Origin of the sequence: Burkholderia sp. HMSC10F09 (genome assembly GCF_001806955.1) — a bacterium.
In the GTDB taxonomy this organism is placed as follows: domain Bacteria; phylum Pseudomonadota; class Gammaproteobacteria; order Burkholderiales; family Burkholderiaceae; genus Burkholderia; species Burkholderia multivorans.
The window spans coordinates 14963-32001 of sequence record NZ_KV786824.1 but is presented as its reverse complement, the minus strand read 5'-3'; the positions used below and the strand labels follow the sequence as shown (position 1 = coordinate 32001).

The 17039-nt window shown below is 67.5% G+C and carries 16 protein-coding genes; 8 read left to right on the top strand and 8 right to left on the bottom strand.

The window, feature by feature from the left end:
• Positions 1-43 precede the first annotated feature (43 nt).
• From HMPREF3115_RS21170 to HMPREF3115_RS21135, 8 genes are all read right to left on the bottom strand, one after another.
• Entirely contained in the window at positions 44-1069 is a 1026-nt protein-coding gene (locus tag HMPREF3115_RS21170; RefSeq protein ID WP_006402717.1) for an XdhC family protein, read from the bottom strand.
• A 157-nt stretch (positions 1070-1226) separates the two neighbouring features.
• The gene (locus tag HMPREF3115_RS21165) at positions 1227-2627 is read right to left on the bottom strand and encodes a branched-chain amino acid transporter BcaP (protein WP_006408060.1); all 1401 of its coding nucleotides are present in this window, start codon (positions 2625-2627) and stop codon (positions 1227-1229) included.
• A gap of 220 nt (positions 2628-2847) precedes the next feature.
• Positions 2848-3504: a response regulator transcription factor RqpR gene (gene rqpR / locus HMPREF3115_RS21160; RefSeq protein ID WP_006402720.1), complete on the bottom strand. Its 657-nt coding sequence runs from the start codon at positions 3502-3504 to the stop codon at positions 2848-2850.
• A 7-nt stretch (positions 3505-3511) separates the two neighbouring features.
• Positions 3512-4324, bottom strand: coding sequence for a quorum system sensor histidine kinase RqpS (rqpS, locus tag HMPREF3115_RS21155; RefSeq protein ID WP_070555909.1), 813 nt, complete (start codon positions 4322-4324; stop codon positions 3512-3514).
• A gap of 414 nt (positions 4325-4738) precedes the next feature.
• On the bottom strand, positions 4739-5509 hold the full coding sequence (locus tag HMPREF3115_RS21150) for a ferredoxin--NADP reductase (RefSeq protein WP_012214327.1): 771 nt from the start codon (positions 5507-5509) through the stop codon (positions 4739-4741).
• 253 nt (positions 5510-5762) lie between these two features.
• Positions 5763-6578, bottom strand: a complete 816-nt coding sequence (locus tag HMPREF3115_RS21145; RefSeq protein WP_053297794.1) for an endonuclease/exonuclease/phosphatase family protein — start codon at positions 6576-6578, stop codon at positions 5763-5765.
• Between the two features lie 5 nt (positions 6579-6583).
• Positions 6584-7072 carry a hypothetical protein gene (locus HMPREF3115_RS21140; RefSeq protein WP_070555907.1) on the bottom strand — a complete coding sequence of 163 codons (489 nt, stop codon included), beginning with the start codon at positions 7070-7072 and terminating at the stop codon, positions 6584-6586.
• Between the two features lie 244 nt (positions 7073-7316).
• Positions 7317-8036 (bottom strand): nitroreductase, encoded by a 720-nt coding sequence (locus HMPREF3115_RS21135; protein ID WP_012214325.1) that lies wholly within the window; start codon positions 8034-8036, stop codon positions 7317-7319.
• Positions 8037-8263: 227 nt separating this feature from the next.
• Here HMPREF3115_RS21135 and HMPREF3115_RS21130 point away from each other — a divergent pair, with 227 nt between their 5' ends.
• The 8 genes from HMPREF3115_RS21130 to HMPREF3115_RS32665 all read left to right on the top strand — a co-directional run.
• Positions 8264-9244, top strand: a complete 981-nt coding sequence (locus tag HMPREF3115_RS21130) for an AAA family ATPase (protein ID WP_006402726.1) — start codon at positions 8264-8266, stop codon at positions 9242-9244.
• Positions 9245-9385: 141 nt separating this feature from the next.
• A complete protein-coding gene (locus tag HMPREF3115_RS21125; protein ID WP_070555905.1) occupies positions 9386-10495 on the top strand; it encodes an NAD(P)/FAD-dependent oxidoreductase in 1110 nt (369 codons plus the stop codon).
• Between the two features lie 170 nt (positions 10496-10665).
• Positions 10666-10977: a high-potential iron-sulfur protein gene (locus tag HMPREF3115_RS21120; protein WP_006402728.1), complete on the top strand. Its 312-nt coding sequence runs from the start codon at positions 10666-10668 to the stop codon at positions 10975-10977.
• A 189-nt stretch (positions 10978-11166) separates the two neighbouring features.
• Entirely contained in the window at positions 11167-12474 is a 1308-nt protein-coding gene (locus HMPREF3115_RS21115; protein WP_070555904.1) for an MFS transporter, read from the top strand.
• 341 nt (positions 12475-12815) lie between these two features.
• Entirely contained in the window at positions 12816-14444 is a 1629-nt protein-coding gene (locus HMPREF3115_RS21110; protein WP_053297790.1) for an ABC transporter substrate-binding protein, read from the top strand.
• Positions 14445-14556: 112 nt separating this feature from the next.
• Positions 14557-15567, top strand: a complete 1011-nt coding sequence (locus HMPREF3115_RS21105) for an ABC transporter permease subunit (protein WP_006408784.1) — start codon at positions 14557-14559, stop codon at positions 15565-15567.
• Between the two features lie 3 nt (positions 15568-15570).
• Complete coding sequence (locus tag HMPREF3115_RS21100) at positions 15571-16488, top strand: ABC transporter permease subunit (RefSeq protein WP_006408053.1); 918 nt, start codon at positions 15571-15573, stop codon at positions 16486-16488.
• Position 16489: 1 nt separating this feature from the next.
• Positions 16490-17039, top strand: a 550-nt coding sequence (locus tag HMPREF3115_RS32665; protein ID WP_256276330.1) for an ABC transporter ATP-binding protein, incomplete at its 3' end; no start/stop codon positions are given.

The window sequence follows — 17039 nt, the reverse complement described above, 5'->3', positions numbered from 1 at the left end:
CGCGCAGTGCACGCGGCGCCTTCGCGGTGCGGCCGCGCCGGCGTCAGAGCCCGCAGGTCGCGCCGCCGTTCGCGGCGATCTCGCGCGCGGCTTTCGCGCCTTCGACCTGCAGGATCGTCGGCAGCGACACGTTGTTCTTCGCGGCCGTGACCTCGGCGAGAATCGAGATCGCGATTTCCGGCGGCGTGCGGCTGCCGATGTAGATGCCGGCCGGCCCGTGCAGCCGGCTCAGTTCCGCTTCGCTCAGATCGAATTCGCGCAGCCGCTCGCGGCGCGCCGCGTTGTTGCGCCGCGAGCCGAGCGCGCCGACGTAGAACGCGGGCGTCTTCAGCGCCTCCATCAGCGCGAGATCGTCGAGCTTCGGATCGTGCGTGAGCGCGATCACGGCCGAGCGCGCGTCGAGCTTCATGTCGAGCACCGTATCGTCGGGCATCGTGCGCACGATGCGCGTGCCGGGCACGTCCCAGCCGTCCGTGTATTCTTCGCGCGGGTCGCAGACGGTCACCTGATAGTCGAGCCCGACCGCGATCTGGCACAGATAGCGCGACAGCTGCCCGGCGCCGATCACGAGCATCCGGTAGCGCGGGCCGTGGATCGTCACGAGCCGCTCGCCGTCGAACGCGAGCCCGTCGGTCGCCTGCGCGGGCGACAGCGACGCGCGGCCCGTCGCGAGCGTCATCGTGCGCGTGACGAGGCGGCCCGCCTCGACCTCCGCGCAGAGCGCCGCGATTCCGCTGTCGCGCGTCAGCGGCTCGAGCACGAGCTGGATCGTGCCGCCGCACGGCAGCCCGAAGCGGTGCGCTTCTTCGGCCGTCACGCCGTACTTGACCGCTTCCGGCCGCGCGTCGCGCGCGATGCCGTTCGCATGCACGCGCGCGATGAGATCGTCCTCGATGCAGCCGCCCGACACCGAGCCGACCACGAGCCCGTCTTCGCGCACCGCGAGCATCGCGCCTTCCGGGCGCGGCGACGAGCCCCAGGTCTTCACGACCGTCACGAGCAGCACGCGGCGACCTTCGTCGAGCCAGCGCGCGCTCGATTTCAGCACGTCGAGATCCACACTTTCCATCGTCGTTCCCTCGTTGATTGCGCGCATTATGAACCGCCTGCCGCGGACGTGCTCGGCGTGCACCGCGCGTGCGACGGCGGCTGCAAAGCAAAACGGCGCGCTCGCAAGGCGGGCGCGCCGTCGGTGCGGGCGGCGCGTCGCTGCGCCGCGCGCGGGATCACTCCGCGTGGCCGCGGGCGAGCTTCGAATGGTGTCGCGAATAGAGGAAATAGACGGCGAGACCGATCACGAGCCACACGCCGAACGCGATCCAAGTGACCGGCTGCAGGTTCACCATCAGGAACACGCACGCCGCGACCGCGAGCAGCGGCACCACCGGCACCCCCGGGCAGCGGAACGCGCGCGGCAGGTGCGGGTGCGTGCGGCGCAGCACGAGCACCGCGATCGAGACCATCGAGAATGCGGCCAGCGTGCCGATGTTGATCAGCTCCGCGAGCACGTTCAGCGGCACGAGCGCGGCGATCAGTCCGAAGAACAGGCCGACGAGCCAGGTTGTCAGGAACGGCGTCGCGTAGCGCGGATGCACGCGCGACAGCGTGCCCGGCAGCAGCCCGTCGCGCGACATCGCGAAGATGATCCGCGTCTGCCCGTAGCTCATCACGAGAATCACGGTCAGCATGCCGAGCACTGCGCCGAGATCGATGAAGCCCGCGACCCATTTTTCGCCGGCGACCTGCAGCGCGTACGAGATCGGGTGCGAGATGCTCGCGTACTGCGCGGACGGCACGATGCCGGTCGCGACTGCCGCGACCGTCACGTAGAGCACCGCGCACACCGCGAGCGACGCGATGATGCCGATCGGCAGGTCGCGCTTCGGATTCTTCACTTCCTCGGCCGCCGACGACACCGCGTCGAAGCCGATGAACGCGAAGAACATCACGGCGGCCGCGCCGAACACGCCGTTCCAGCCGTGCGGCATGAACGGCTTCCAGTTCGCGGGCGTCACGTGGAACAGGCCGACCGCGATCACGAGCAGCACGACAGACACCTTGATGAACACCATGACGTTGTTGATGCGCGTCGATTCGCGGATCCCGATCGACAGCAGCGTCGTGATCACGATCATCACGAGGAACGCGGGCAGGTTGAACCACGTGACGACGCCAGGCACCGCGCCCGGCGCGGCGGTCAGCACGGTCGGCAGCGTGAGCCCGAAGCCCTGCAGCAGCGACTGCAGATAGCCCGACCAGCCGACCGACACGGCCGATGCCGCGAGCCCGTATTCGAGCATCAGGTCCCAGCCGATGATCCACGCGACGAGTTCGCCGAGCGTCGCATACGAATACGTGTAGATCGAGCCGGCGACCGGGATCGTCGACGCGAACTCCGCATACGACAGCGCGGCGAGGCCGCAGGCGATCGCGGCGATCACGAACGACAGCATCAGGGCGGGCCCGGCCTGCACGGCGCCGGTGCCGGTCAGCACGAAGATGCCGGTGCCGATGATCGCGCCGATGCCGAGGAAGGTCAGGTCGATCGCGCCGAGCGCCTTCTTGAGTCCGGCGGCGTGCGCGCCGGCGATCATGCGATCGACGTTTTTCTTGCGAAAGAGAGACATTGCGGGTGGATCGTCAGCGGGGCGCGCGGGAGCGGCGGTGCTGACTGAGTGAAAACCCGCAATTTTAGCCGATTTGACGCAAAAGGCTCGCGCTCGCGCAGCGTTGCGTCGCCGAATCGTCCGATAAAACAAGCGCTTGCGTGCGCAACGGCCGAGCGGCGGCCGAGCGGCCGCGCCGGAACCTTGCGCGTGGGACAGCGAGAGGGGGGGGCGCGGTGCGTCAGGTGCCCGACGCGGGCGACATGTCGACGAGCCGGTTGCTCATCACGTAGAACGTCAGTTCCGCGTTGTTCGACAGCCGCATCTTCTCGAGCAGCCGCGACCGGTACACGCTGACCGTCTTCACCGACAGCGACAGCGTGTTCGCGATGTCGGTCAGCCGCTTGCCCGAGGCCAGCATGCAGAGCGTCTGATATTCACGGTCGGACAGCTTTTCGTGCGGCAGCGGCTCGTTCTCGAACGACACGTATTCGGCGAGCGCTTCGGCCATCGCGGGGCTCACGTACTTGCGGCCCGCGGCGACCTGCTGGATCGCGCCGATCATCTGCGCGGCGTTGACCGTCTTCGACAGATAGCCGGCGGCGCCGGCCTTCAGCGCGCGCACGGCGTACTGATCCTCGCGGTACATCGAGAACATCAGCACCGGCGTGCGCGGCAGCTTGCGCTTCAGGCGCTTGAGCACCTCGATGCCGTTCGTGTCGGGCAGCGAGATGTCGAGCAGGATCACGTCGAACGTCTGCCGGTCGACGGCGGCGAGCGCGTCGGCGCCGTTTTCCGCTTCGGTGACCTCGCGCGCGACGCCCCGGTCGACGAGCAACTGGCAGATCCCTTGCCGGACGATTGCGTGGTCGTCCACGAGCAGGATGTTCAGGCCCATCGCGACCTCACGACAGCGACGCGAAACGAGCCGCGGCGGGCGCGCCGAGCAGCGCGTCCCATGCGAAGTACGCGGTCACGCGCGTGCCGCGCCCGGCCGCGCCCGACGTCGTGTCGAGCCCGCCGCCGAACGCGGCGCAGCGCGCCTGCATGCCGGTGAGCCCGTAGCCGGCGCGGCGCTTGCGTGCGAAACCGGTCCCATCGTCGGTGACGATCAGCGACAGGAACGTGTCGTCGGCGTCGATCCGCACGTCGGCCGAGGCGGCGCGCGCGTGCTTCGCGACGTTCGACAGTGCTTCCTGCGCGACGCGGAAGATCGCGAGCGCGGCGTCGCCGGCGAGGTGCGGCACGCGCGCATCGGCCGCGCAGACGAAGCTCGTGCGCAGGCCGGTACGGGCCGCGAAGCCGTCGATCCACGCGGACAGCGCGGGCACGACGCCGCTCTCGAGCGCCGGCACGGCGCGTGCGTCGATCAGCCGGCGGTTCGCGTCGGTCGCCGCGTCGAGCGCGCGCTGCGCGAGTTCGAGCGCGCGCAGGCAGCCTTCCGGCGCGTCGGCCGGCAGCCACGCCTGGGCGTTGGCGAGCGCGAAACGGGCGGCGGTGAGTTCTGCGCCGAGCCCGTCGTGCAGCTCGCCGGCCAGATGGCGGCGCGCGGCTTCGTCGGCGGCGAGCAGCTGCGCGGACAGCACCGCGATGCGCTGCGCGCACGGATCGGATTTCGGGACGGGATCGGCCGACGTTGCGGCGGCGCAGCCATGCGCGGGCAGCCGCGACGGGAACGGGGCGCGAGCGCCGCGAGGCGCATTAAGCGACGTATCCATGACTCTCCCTGCTGTCAGAAAGCGGTTCAGACGCCGGTCGGCGGCGCGGGTCGGCGGCCGTCCGGCTCCCGCATGCGGCCGGAAAACGGCGGCATGCCAAGGTAACAAAAGTTACATTCAGTAACACCTGAGTCCGACCCCTTGCGTGCGGCCAAGTCAGCGTCACGCGCCGCGCATAATATCTCAAAAATGGCGAAAAGGTCATGTCGGGCGGACATTTAAGGGTAAATGTGAATAATCGGATTGAACGCGGCGTAGGAAAAAAACCGACATCGAAGGTCGTCGATGCGGTGCGTCAAATGTAACTATTTGAGATGAAATGGTCCGCCATTGTTACGAATTCGCCAAGCGCGGACGAAAAAAAACCGGAGCCTTCGCTCCGGTTTCTTGATGCTTCAAAAATTTGGGGATGGATCAGTCGACGAAAGCGCGCTCGATCACGTAGTGGCCCGGTGCGTTGTTCTTGCCTTCGACGAGGCCGGCTTGCTTGAGCAGCGCGGTCGTGTCCTTCAGCATCGCGGTGCTGCCGCACAGCATCACGCGATCGTTTTCCGGCGAGAACGGCGCGACGCCGAGATCGGTGAACAGCTTGCCCGACGCGATCAGGTCGGTGATCCGGCCCTCGTTGTCGAACGCTTCGCGCGTGACGGTCGGGTAGTAGACGAGCTTTTCCTTGATGATGTCGCCGAGGTACTCGTGGCCCGGCAGGTCGTGCTTGATGTAGTCCATGTACGCGAGCTCGCCTTTCAGGCGGCAGGTGTGCGTCAGCACGACCTTCTCGAAGCGGTCGTAGATGTCCGGATCGCGGATGATCGACATGAACGGCGCGAGGCCCGTGCCCGTCGACAGCAGCCACAGCGTCTTGCCCGGCAGCAGGTTGTCGACGACGAGCGTGCCGGTCGGCTTCTTGCCGATCAGCACCGTGTCGCCCACTTTCAGGTGCTGCAGGCGCGACGTCAGCGGGCCGTCCTGGACCTTGATGCTGAAGAATTCGAGGTGCTCCTCGTAGTTCGGGCTCACGATCGAGTAGGCACGCGCGAGCGGCTTGCCGTCGACCTCGAGGCCGACCATCGTGAACTCGCCGTTGTTGAAGCGCAGGCTCGGCTCACGGGTGCAGGTGAAGCTGAAAAGCGTGTCGGTCCAGTGATGGACGGATTGGACGATGGCGGTGTCGTATTTGCTCATGGCTTTCAAAACGGACGCGCGTAGCGGACGCGTGTAACGGGCCCGAAAACGGGCAAAAACCGAGTGCGTCGGCCCGATCGCGGATCGGCCGGCCGGCGCGTCGGACACGCGCCTTCTCGATGACAGACGTTTGAGGAACTGGCTATTTTACCCTGCCTGCGCGAATCGCGGGCTTGCCCCCCGTGGCCGCGCGGATTTGGCGCAACGCGCGCTTACGATGCGCTTTCGGTCGCGCGGGCGCGCCGGGCGGCGTTTATCGCGGATCGAGACGCAGCCGCGCGATGTACGGCAGGTGGTCCGACAGCCACGCGGTTTCGCTCGACGGCGCGCGCCACTCGAGCGGCGTGAGGCCGCGCACGAACATCTTGTCGAGCGCGAGCGCCGGCGAGAACGCCGGGAACGTCCGCCCGGACTCGCCGAGCAGCGTCGCCACTTCGGACAGCCCGATCTCGCCGAACACCGCGACAGAATCGTTGCGCCAGTCGTTGAAGTCGCCGGCGAGCACGAGCGGATCGTCGCCCGCGTTGCGCACGATCCAGTGCGCGATCCAGTGCATCTGGCGCAGCCGCGCCGCGCGCGTGAGCGCGAGGTGCGCGCACAGCAGCGTGACGGGGCGCGCGCCGGCGAGCGTCGCGCGCGCGACGAGCAGCCCGCGCCGCTCGAAACGGTGCGCGGAAATGTCCCAGCGGCCGCCGAGGTCGAGCGGATGCGGCGACAGGATCGCGTTGCCGTGCCGCCACGACGGCTTGAACACGTTCGGCCCGAGCGCGATCTGCCAGTCGAGCGCGCGTGCGATCTCGGTCGCCTGGCAGTGCCAGACGTCGTCGTCGACATCGTCCATCGGCGCGCCGAAGCCCGGCGCGAGCACCGGCCGCGGCATGCGCCGCGCCATCGCTTCCTGCAGGAAATACACGTCCGCGTGCGTCGACTGCATCCAGTCGCGCATCGCGTTCCATGCGGTGAAGCCGAGCGGCGAGCGGCCCTTGTGCAGGTTCCAGCTGACCGCGGTGATCTCGTCGGGGGCCGCGTGCGGTTCGGCGAACGGGACGGATAGCGCGTCGGCAGCCATGGCGATCAGTCCTTCGCGACGTGCGCGCGCACGCGGTAGACGAGATGCGGATGCTGCTCGACGAGCGTCCAGTCGGTCCAGGCGTCGGCGCCGACCGACAAGCCCGGATGGCTCGCGACGATCTGGCGCGGCGACGCCGGCATGCACGGATCGTTCTGCCGTGCGCTTTCGTCGTCGAGCGTTTCCTGCACGTCGAGCGCGAGCGATACGGTGCCGGCCGCGGTATCGACGCCGAGCGGCGCGACCGTGACGGCGCGCGAACGCTCGGTCGGCACGACGCGCGCGGCATTGCCGCAGCCGACCGGCACGGCGGACGGATAGCGATGGGTGTCGGTGCGCGTTTGACCCACGGTGGTCTGCTGCTGGAACGTGTCGATCGTCTGACCGTCGCGCACGACCTGGATCTCCCACGCAACGACGGCCGGTGCGGGGCTCTGCGCATGGGCGGCGAGCGCGACGCTCGCGAGCAGGACGGCCAGGCCGTGTTTCAGCATGAAGCTTCTCCGGAAACGCGGGGTAGTGGGGAACGGACGCTCATCTTACGCCCGATCGATTTCGGCAGCGTTGTCGCCGCACGCGGCGGCGAGCGGTGCGGAGCACGACGCGGTCCCGCTACGGTCCCGCTTTGGCTCGGGTACGGTCGCGCTGCGGTTCCGCTGCCGGCCGTGCGCCGGCGCGACACATCGGCGTGCCGGCGACGGACGGATGCTGTGAAAAGTAGGTACGCGTCACGCGTTTTCAAGCGAAAAAACGCGCGAACTCGGCGACGCTCGCGCGCTCGGTGACGAGGCGGTTCTCGACCGCATGCGGATCGGCGTAGCCGAGCGACATCCCGCAGACGAGCTGTTCGTTGTCCGGGATGTCGAGGTGTTCGGCGACGATCCGGTGAAACGGCACGAACGCGGCCTGCGGGCACGTATCGAGCCCGCGCGCACGCGCGGCCGTCATCACGCCTTGCAGAAACATCCCGCAGTCGAGCCATGCGCCGTGCGTCATGATCCGGTCGAGCGTGAAGAACAGCGCGACCGGTGCATCGAAGAAGCGGAAATTGCGCGCGTGCTGCGCATGCATGCGCGCTTTCTCGTCGCGACCGATGTTCAACAGGCCGTACAGATCCCAGCCGACCTTGCGGCGCCGGTCGATATACGGCGAGACCCATTCGCGCGGGTAGTAGTCGTATTCGGCGACGTATTTTTCGTCGCGCGCGGGATCGTCGTATGCGGCGGTGAGCGCGGCCGCGAGCGCATCGCGCGTCGCGCCCGTCGCGACGTACACGTGCCACGGCTGGATGTTCGTGCCGGACGGCGCGCGGCTCGCGGCTTCGAGGATCGCCTCGAGCGTCGCGCGCGGCACCGGCGTCGGCAGGAATGCGCGCACCGAGCGGCGCGACGTCAGTGCGGCGTCGACGGCGCGGATCGCGTCGGGATCGACGTTCGGAGGAGCGGCGGGGACGGACATCGGCATACCCTGGGGACGAAAGCGGACGCGGTACGCGGTGCACCGCCGGCCATGCGCGGCGACCGGTGAACTGACGATGATACGTCGCGCGGCGCGGGCCTGCAGCGCGCGGCCGGTGTTAGCAGCAGCCTCGCGCGGCTGCTTGCTTGCACGCGCGACGCGCGCCGCTACACTGAAAATCGTAAGGGTCTGATGATCGTGTGACAGCAAGCAGCGGTGAGGTTGGTATGACGACGGCGATGGTGAAACAGGAACTGGCGGTGGCGTCTTTCAGCACGGTGTACGACCTCGAGCAGGTCGAGACGGCACTGAACGATTTGAACGAAAGCGCGAGCGATGCGTTGCGCGCGACCTACGAGCGGATGCTGAAGACCGGCAATCTGCGTTTCTGCGTGAAGCCGAACCGGATGCCGTCGTTCGACGCGCTCGGCGAAGCGCTGCCTAATTTCGCCGAACCGCTCGACGACGTGCGCAAGCAGGTCGCGCTCTGCCTCGAAACCGACGATCGGCTCGAACTGATGCCGATCCTGCTGCTCGGTCCGCCGGGGATCGGCAAGACGCATTTCGCGAAGGCGCTCGCGCAGATGCTCGGCACCGCGTATCACTACGTGCCGATGAGTTCGCTGACGGCCGGCTGGATCCTGTCGGGCGCATCGTCGCAATGGAAGAACGCGAAGCCCGGCAAGGTGTTCGACGCGCTCGTGAACGGCAGCTATGCGAACCCCGTGATCGCCGTCGACGAAATCGACAAGGCGGGCGCCGATGCGCAATACGATCCGCTCGGCGCACTCTACGCGCTGCTCGAACACGACACGGCGCGCGCCTTCGTCGACGAATTCGCCGAAGTGCCGATCGATGCGGGCAACGTGATCTGGATCGCGACCGCGAACGACGCGCACGCGATTCCGGAGCCGCTGCTGAACCGCATGAACGTCTACGAGATCGCGCCGCCCGACGCGGCCGGCGCGCGCCGCATTGCGCAGACGATCTACGACGAGATCCGCATGTCGCACGCGTGGGGCCGGCGCTTCCCGGAAACGCTCGGCGATGCCGCGCTCGACGTGCTGGCCGCGACGCCGCCGCGCACGATGCGCCGCGCACTGCTGCACGCGTTCGGCGCCGCGCGGCTCGACGGGCGCGACGCGATCGAGCCGCGCGACATCCGCGCGGACGAAGGCTCGGCTCGGCGCAGGCCGATCGGGTTCTGAGCGGCGCGCGACGGGCGCGCGCCGCGCCGCGTGTGCGATGCGTAACAGTCGTGACGAGACGTACATCGCGATCGGCAGGCGGGCGAACCGGGACGTACAATTCCGCTGTCTCCCCTCTACGCGCGAGCGACGCGACAAGTCATGGAGCAGATGGATTGTGTAGTGATCGGCGCGGGCGTCGTGGGTCTGGCGATCGCGCGGGAGCTGGCCGCGCGCGGACGAGAGACGCTCGTGCTCGAGGCGGCCGACGCGATCGGCACCGGCACGAGCTCGCGCAACAGCGAGGTGATCCACGCGGGGCTCTACTATCCGCGCGGATCGCTGAAGGCATTGTCGTGCGTGCGCGGGCGCGACCTGCTGTACGAATTCTGCGACACGCACCACGTGCCGCACCGGCGCGTCGGCAAGCTGCTCGTCGCGTCGACCGCCTCGCAGGTGAAGCAGCTGAAGGCGATCGCCGCACGTGCGGAAGAGAACGGCGTGCTCGATCTGCTGCCGCTCACGCGCGCCGAAGCGCAGGCGCTCGAGCCCGCGCTCGAATGCGTGGAGGCGCTGTTCTCGCCGTCCACCGGCATCGTCGACAGCCATCAGCTGATGCTCGCGCTGCTCGGCGCCGCGCAGCGCGACGGCGCCGTATGCGCGCTGAAGTCGCCGGTCGAATCGATCGACGTGCTGCGCGGCGGGCGTTTCGTCGTGCGTACCGGCGGCGACGCGCCGACCGAGATCGAAGCCGCGTGCGTGATCAATAGCGCGGGCCTCGGCGCGCAGGCGCTCGCGCGCCGCACGCGCGGCCTCGATCCGCGCTGGGTGCCGCCGCTCTATCTCGCGCGCGGCAACTACTTCAGCTTGTCCGGTCGCGCGCCGTTCTCGCATCTCGTCTATCCGATGCCGGACCGCGCGGGGCTCGGCATTCACCTGACGTTCGATCTTGCCGGGCAGGCGCGCTTCGGTCCGGACGTCGAATGGATCGACGCGCTGCGCTACGAAGTCGATCCGGCGCGCGCGGACGCGTTCTACGCATCGATCCGCGCGTACTGGCCCGAGCTGCCCGACGGCGCGCTGCAGCCCGCCTACGCGGGCATCCGGCCGAAGGTCGCGGGGCCCGGCGAGCCGCCCGCCGACTTCATCGTGCAGGGCGCCGCGCAGCACGGCGTGCGCGGGCTCGTGAATCTGTTCGGCATCGAATCGCCGGGGCTTACCGCGTCGCTCGCGCTCGCGCAGCGCGTGGGCGAGATGGCCGCATACGGTTAGAGCGCGCTCGCGCGACGCGGCGCGAACGGCGGCCGGCGCGCATCGCAGGCGCGCCGTGTGAAATTCATTATTTCCGGCATTTCGGGACGCACGTTTCGGCGCTTGGCGGTTATGCTGTAGCGGCTGTCGCCAGAACAGCTTTCAAACCGATAACGTTGGAGCGAGTCCCCATGAAAACATCCCGTCGGAGTTTCCTGATTTCGAGCGTCGGCGTCGTGTCCGCGCTGGCGCTGTCGCGCGAAGCGCTGGCCGATGCGCCGATGCTGTCGGAAAGCGACCCGACTGCGCAGGCGCTCGGCTACAAGGCCGACGCGACGAAGGTCGACAAGGCGAAGTATCCGAAATATGCAGCGGGCCAGGATTGCGCGGCCTGCATGCTGTACCAGGGCAAGAAGGGCTCGACGTCGGGTCCATGCGCGGCGTTCGGCGGCAAGCAGGTCGCGGCGAAGGGCTGGTGCAGCGCGTTCTCGAAGATGGGCTGAGGCCCGGCGGCATCGTGCGATGCCGCGATATGTGGTGAAAACCGCACAACGCCCGCGATCCTGCGATCGCGGGCGTTTTTATTGCTTGAAAACGGTTCCGGTGCTTTCTACACTCGCTGCACATCGATGCGCGGGGCAACGCGCACGCCGCGCCGTCCGCGACGGCGAACTCTCCACGACGAGGCACGCATGGCGACGATTGCGAATTCAACGAAACCGGTCCGCCCCGAGCGTGCGCTGAACCGGCGTGCGGTGGCCGCTGCGGTGATCGGCAACGCGCTCGAGTGGTACGACTTCACGGTGTTCAGCTTCATGGCCGTCGTGATCGCCGAGCTGTTCTTTCCGACCTCGAGCGAATACGGGTCGCTGCTGCTGACCACCGCCACGTTCGGCGTCGCGTTCTTCATGCGTCCGATCGGCGGGATCGTGCTCGGCCTGTATGCGGACCGCGCGGGCCGCAAGGCCGCGCTGTCGCTCGTGATCCTGCTGATGACGGCCGGCATCTTCCTGCTCGCGGTCGCGCCGCCGTATGCGGCGATCGGCATCGGCGGCCCGTTGCTGATCGTGTTCGGCCGGCTGCTGCAGGGCTTCTCCGCGGGCGGCGAATTCGGCAGCGCGACCGCGCTCCTGATCGAGGCCGCGCCGTTTTCGAAGCGCGGCTTCTACGGCAGCTGGCAGATGTCGAGCCAGGCCGCCGCGCTGCTGATCGGCGCGGTCGTCGGCGCCGCCGTCACGCGCGGCCTGTCGCCCGAAGCGCTGCGCGCGTGGGGCTGGCGCGTGCCGTTCATCATCGGGCTGATGATCGGCCCGATCGGTTTCTACATCCGCCGCCATCTCGCCGATTCGGAAGCATTCCTGCACGCGCAGCAGAGCGCGCGCCGCCCGACGCTCGGCGAAGTGTTCGCGCGCCACTCGCGCGAAGTGCTCTGCGGGCTCGGCTCGGTGATCGCGCTGACCGTGACGATCTACGTGCTGATCAGCTATCTGCCGACCTTCGCGGTCAAGCAGCTGAAGCTGCCCTACGCGGAATCGTTCTACGCGGTGATCGCAGGCAATCTGCTGCTGACCGTGCTGTCGCCGCTCGCCGGCGCATGGTCGGACCGCATCGGCCGCAAGGGGCTATCGCTCTGGTCGCTGGTGCTGACGCTCGCGCTGATCTATCCGCTGTTCGCATGGCTCGACGCCGCGCCGAGCATCGGCCGGCTGATCGCGGTGCAGGTCGTGCTGTCGATCACGCTTGCCGGCTACTACGGGCCGTTCGGCGCGATGATCGCCGAACTGTTTCCGGCCAACGTGCGCTCGACCGGACTATCGATCGCCTACAACGTCGCGGTGATGCTGTTCGGCGGCTTCGGCCAGTTCATCGTCACGTGGCTGATCAAGGTGACGGGCACGCCGCTCGCGCCGACGTACTACGTGATGGCGGGGCTCGCGCTGTCGATCGTCGCGGTCGCGTTCGTCCCCGCACGCAGCGCGGACCTCGACGCGCCCGCATGAGGCGCACGCGCGCCGGCCGTTGCGGCGCGTGCAACGCAGCGCGCGAAATACGCGAAAACACTGCAAAAGCGCGGTAAAGGCGCACCGTGCCGCCATGTGCTGCACGTCTGCTTCGGCGTCCCTCCTGTTTAGTTGTCGACGGAAACACGCGCGCGATGCGCGGAACCGTCGCTCGCGCACGCGTTGACAGCTTTCGATTGCGCAAAACATCGGCAAAAACCCGCGCAAATGCGTGTAGAGAGGTTTTTTCTCCGGCTTGTTGCAAAATCGCTTGCTCAAGTAATATCCGCGTACGCCGGCCCCGGGAGGGACCGGTTCCGATCTGGAGACCTGGAGGAAACATGGAACACAACCGTCTGTTGCACACCCTGCGTGTTACCGCCATTGCAGGCGTGGCAGCGGCATCGCTCGGCGTCGCGGGCTCTGCATTCGCACAGATCCCGAACAAGACGCTCGTCTACTGCTCAGAAGGCAGCCCGGCGGGCTTCGATTCCGCGCAATACACGACCGGCGTCGATTTCACGGCCGCCACGTTCACCGTCTACAACCGCCTCGTCGAATTCGTGCGCGGCGGCACGAAGGTCGAGCCCGGCCTCGCCGAGAAGTGGGACGTGTCGTCCGACGGCAAGGTCTATACGTTCCACCTGCGCCACGGCGTGAAGTTCCACACGACCGACTTCTTCAAGCCGACGCGCGAATTCAACGCGGACGACGTCGTGTTCACGTTCGAGCGCATGCTCGATCCGAACAACGCGTTCCGCAAGGCGTATCCGGTGTCGTTCCCGTACTTCACCGACATGGGCCTCGACAAGCTGATCACGAAGGTCGAGAAGGTCGATCCGTACACGGTGAAGTTCACGCTTGCCGAACCGAACGCGCCGTTCATCCAGAACATGGCGATGGAATTCGCGTCGATCCTGTCGGCCGAATACGCGGATCAGCTGATGAAGGCCGGCAAGGCCGCCGACATCAACCAGAAGCCGGTCGGCACGGGCCCGTTCATCTTCCGCAGCTACACGAAGGACGCGACGATCCGCTTCGACGGCAATCCGGATTACTGGAAGAAGGGCGAAGTGAAGCTGTCGAAGCTGATCTTCTCGATCACGCCCGATCCGGGCGTGCGCGTGCAGAAGATCAAGCGCAACGAATGCCAGGTGATGAGCTATCCGCGTCCGGCCGACATCGCGACGCTGAAGGCCGACTCGAACATCGACATGCCGTCGCAGCCGGGCTTCAACCTCGGCTACCTCGCGTACAACGTCGAGCACAAGCCGGTCGACAAGCTCGAGGTGCGTCAGGCGCTCGACATGGCGATCAACAAGAAGGCGATTCTCGAATCGGTCTATCAGGGTGCGGGCCAGGCCGCGAATGCGCCGATGCCGCCGACGCAGTGGTCCTACGACAAGAACCTGAAGATGGCCGCCTACGACACCGCCAAGGCGAAGGCGCTGCTCGCGAAGGCCGGTTATCCGAACGGTTTCGAGATCACGCTGTGGGCGATGCCGGTGCAGCGCGCGTACAACCCGAACGCACGTCTGATGGCCGAGATGATCCAGGCCGATTGGGCGAAGATCGGCGTGAAGGCGAAGATCGTCACGTACGAGTGGGGCGAGTACATCAAGCGCGCGCACGGCGGCGAGCAGGACACGATGCTGATCGGCTGGACCGGCGACAACGGCGACCCCGACAACTGGCTCGGCACGCTGCTCGGCTGCGAGGCGATCAAGGGCAACAACTTCTCGCACTGGTGCTACAAGCCGTTCGACGACCTGATCCAGAAGGGCCGCACGACGACGGGCCAGGACGCGCGCACGAAGCTCTACACGCAGGCGCAGCAGATCTTCGCGCAGCAGCTGCCGTTCTCGCCGATCGCGAACTCGACGGTGTACCAGCCGGTGCGCAAGAACGTGGTCGACATGCGCATCGAGCCGCTCGGCTACGCACGCTTCGATGGTGTGAGCGTGAAGTAACGCGGCAGGCGTAAGCTGTCACGAAGACCGAGACCTACCCATCCGGCGGCGGGGGGCCACGAGCTCCCCGTCGCCGGTCGCACATTTCCCACAAGAAAAGACGAGACGCATCATGCTCCGATTCGTGTTGCGCCGCGTGGGCATGGTGATTCCGACCTTCATCGGCATCACCATCCTCGCGTTCGCGCTGATTCACCTGATACCGGGCGACCCCATCGAAGTGATGATGGGCGAGCGCGGCGTCGACCCCGCGATGCACGCGGAGGCGATGAAACGCCTCGGGCTCGACCAGCCGCTGCCCGTGCAATATTTCCACTACATCGGCCGGGCGCTGCACGGCGACCTCGGCACGTCGATCGTCACGAACACGAGCGTCGCCGGCGAGTTCTTCGCGCGCTTTCCGGCGACGGTCGAACTGTCGCTGTGCGCGCTCGTGTTCGCGCTCGTCGTCGGGCTGCCGGCCGGCGTGATCGCCGCGCTGCGGCGCGGCTCGGTCGTCGATCACGGCGTGATGGGCACCGCGCTGACCGGCTATTCGATGCCGATCTTCTGGTGGGGGTTGATCCTCATCATGGTGTTTTCGTCGTATCTCGGCTGGACGCCCGTGTCGGGCCGCATCGCGGTCGAATACGACTTCCCGCATCCGACCGGCTTCATGCTGATCGACGCACTGCTCGCGCCGGACGAGGGGGCGTTCAAGTCGGCGGTCAGCCACCTGATCCTGCCCGCGATCGTGCTCGGCACGATTCCGCTCGCCGTGATCGCGCGGATGACGCGCTCGTCGATGCTCGAAGTGCTGCGCGAGGACTACATCCGCACCGCGCGCGCGAAGGGGCTGTCGCCCGCGCGCGTGGTCGTCGTGCATGCGCTGCGCAATGCGCTGATTCCGGTCGTGACCGTGATCGGCCTGCAGATCGGCACGCTGCTTGCGGGCGCGGTGCTGACCGAGACGCTGTTTTCGTGGCCCGGCGTCGGCAAGTGGCTGATCGATGCGATCGGCCGTCGCGACTATCCGGTCGTCCAGGGCGGCATTCTGCTGATCGCGACGCTCGTGATCGTCGTGAACCTGATCGTCGACCTGCTGTACGGCGTGCTGAATCCGCGCATCCGCCACACGAGGTAATCCATGAGCAATCTGCAAAACACCCTGCCGAGCGAATCCGCGCCGGCCGGCGGCCGTGCGCTCGCGCTGCGCGAGTTCTGGGCCAACTTCTCGCGCAACCGCGGCGCCGTCGGCGCCGGCATCGTCGTGCTGGTGCTGATCGCGGTCGCGATCTTCGCGCCGCTGATCGCGCCGCACAGCCCGGTCGAGCAATACCGCGACTACGTGAAGATTCCGCCCGCGTGGCTCGACGGCGGCAACTGGCAATTCATCCTCGGCACCGACGAAGCGGGCCGCGACATTCTTTCGCGCCTGATGTTCGGCGCACGCATGTCGTTCTGGATCGGCTTCGTGTCGGTCGTGCTCGCGCTGATTCCCGGCATCGTGCTCGGCCTCGTCGCCGCGTTTTTCCAGAAGTGGGCCGACACGGCCGTGATGCGCATCATGGACGTGCTGCTCGCGCTGCCGTCGCTGCTGCTCGCGGTCGCGGTCGTCGCGATCATCGGGCCGGGGCTCACGAACACGATGTTCGCGATCGCGATCGTCGCGCTGCCCGCCTACGTGCGTCTCACGCGCGCGTCCGCGCTCGGCGAGCTGCAGAAGGAATACGTGACCGCCTCGCGCGTGGCCGGCGCCGGCACGCTGCGCCTGATGTTCTCGCAGGTGCTGCCGAACTGCACGGCGCCGCTGATCGTGCAGGCGACGCTCGGCTTCTCGTCGGCGATTCTCGATGCGGCCGCGCTCGGCTTCCTCGGCCTCGGCGTGCAGCCGCCGACCGCCGAGTGGGGCGCGATGCTCGCCTCGGCGCGCGACTACATCGACAACGCATGGTGGATCGTCACAATGCCGGGCCTGTCGATCCTGATTTCGGTGCTCGCGATCAACCTGCTCGGCGACGGGCTGCGCGACGCGCTCGATCCCAAACTGAAACGGATGGCGTGACATGACTTCGAATCTACTGACCATCCGCAATCTCGCGGTGAACTTCAACGGCCTGCCCGCGGTCGACCGGATCAACCTGTCGATCGCGCCGGGCGAGGTGGTGGGCGTCGTCGGCGAATCGGGCTCCGGCAAGAGCGTGACGATGATGGCGCTGATGGGGCTGATCGATGCGCCCGGCAAGGTCACGGCCGACGAGATCACGTTCGACGGCGTGGATCTGCTGAAGGCGTCGCCGAAGGTGCGGCGCAGGATCGTCGGCAAGGACGTCGCGATGGTGTTCCAGGACGCGCTGACGAGCCTGAACCCGAGCTATACGGTCGGCTACCAGATCAAGGAGGTGCTGAAGCTGCACGAAGGGCTGCGCGGCGACGCGCTGCACCGGCGCGCGCTCGAGTTGCTCGACCAGGTCGGTATTCCCGACGCGAAGAACCGGATCGGCGCGTTTCCGCACCAGATGTCGGGCGGGATGAACCAGCGCGTGATGATCGCGATGGCAGTCGCATGCAACCCGAAGCTCCTGATCGCCGACGAGCCGACCACCGCGCTCGACG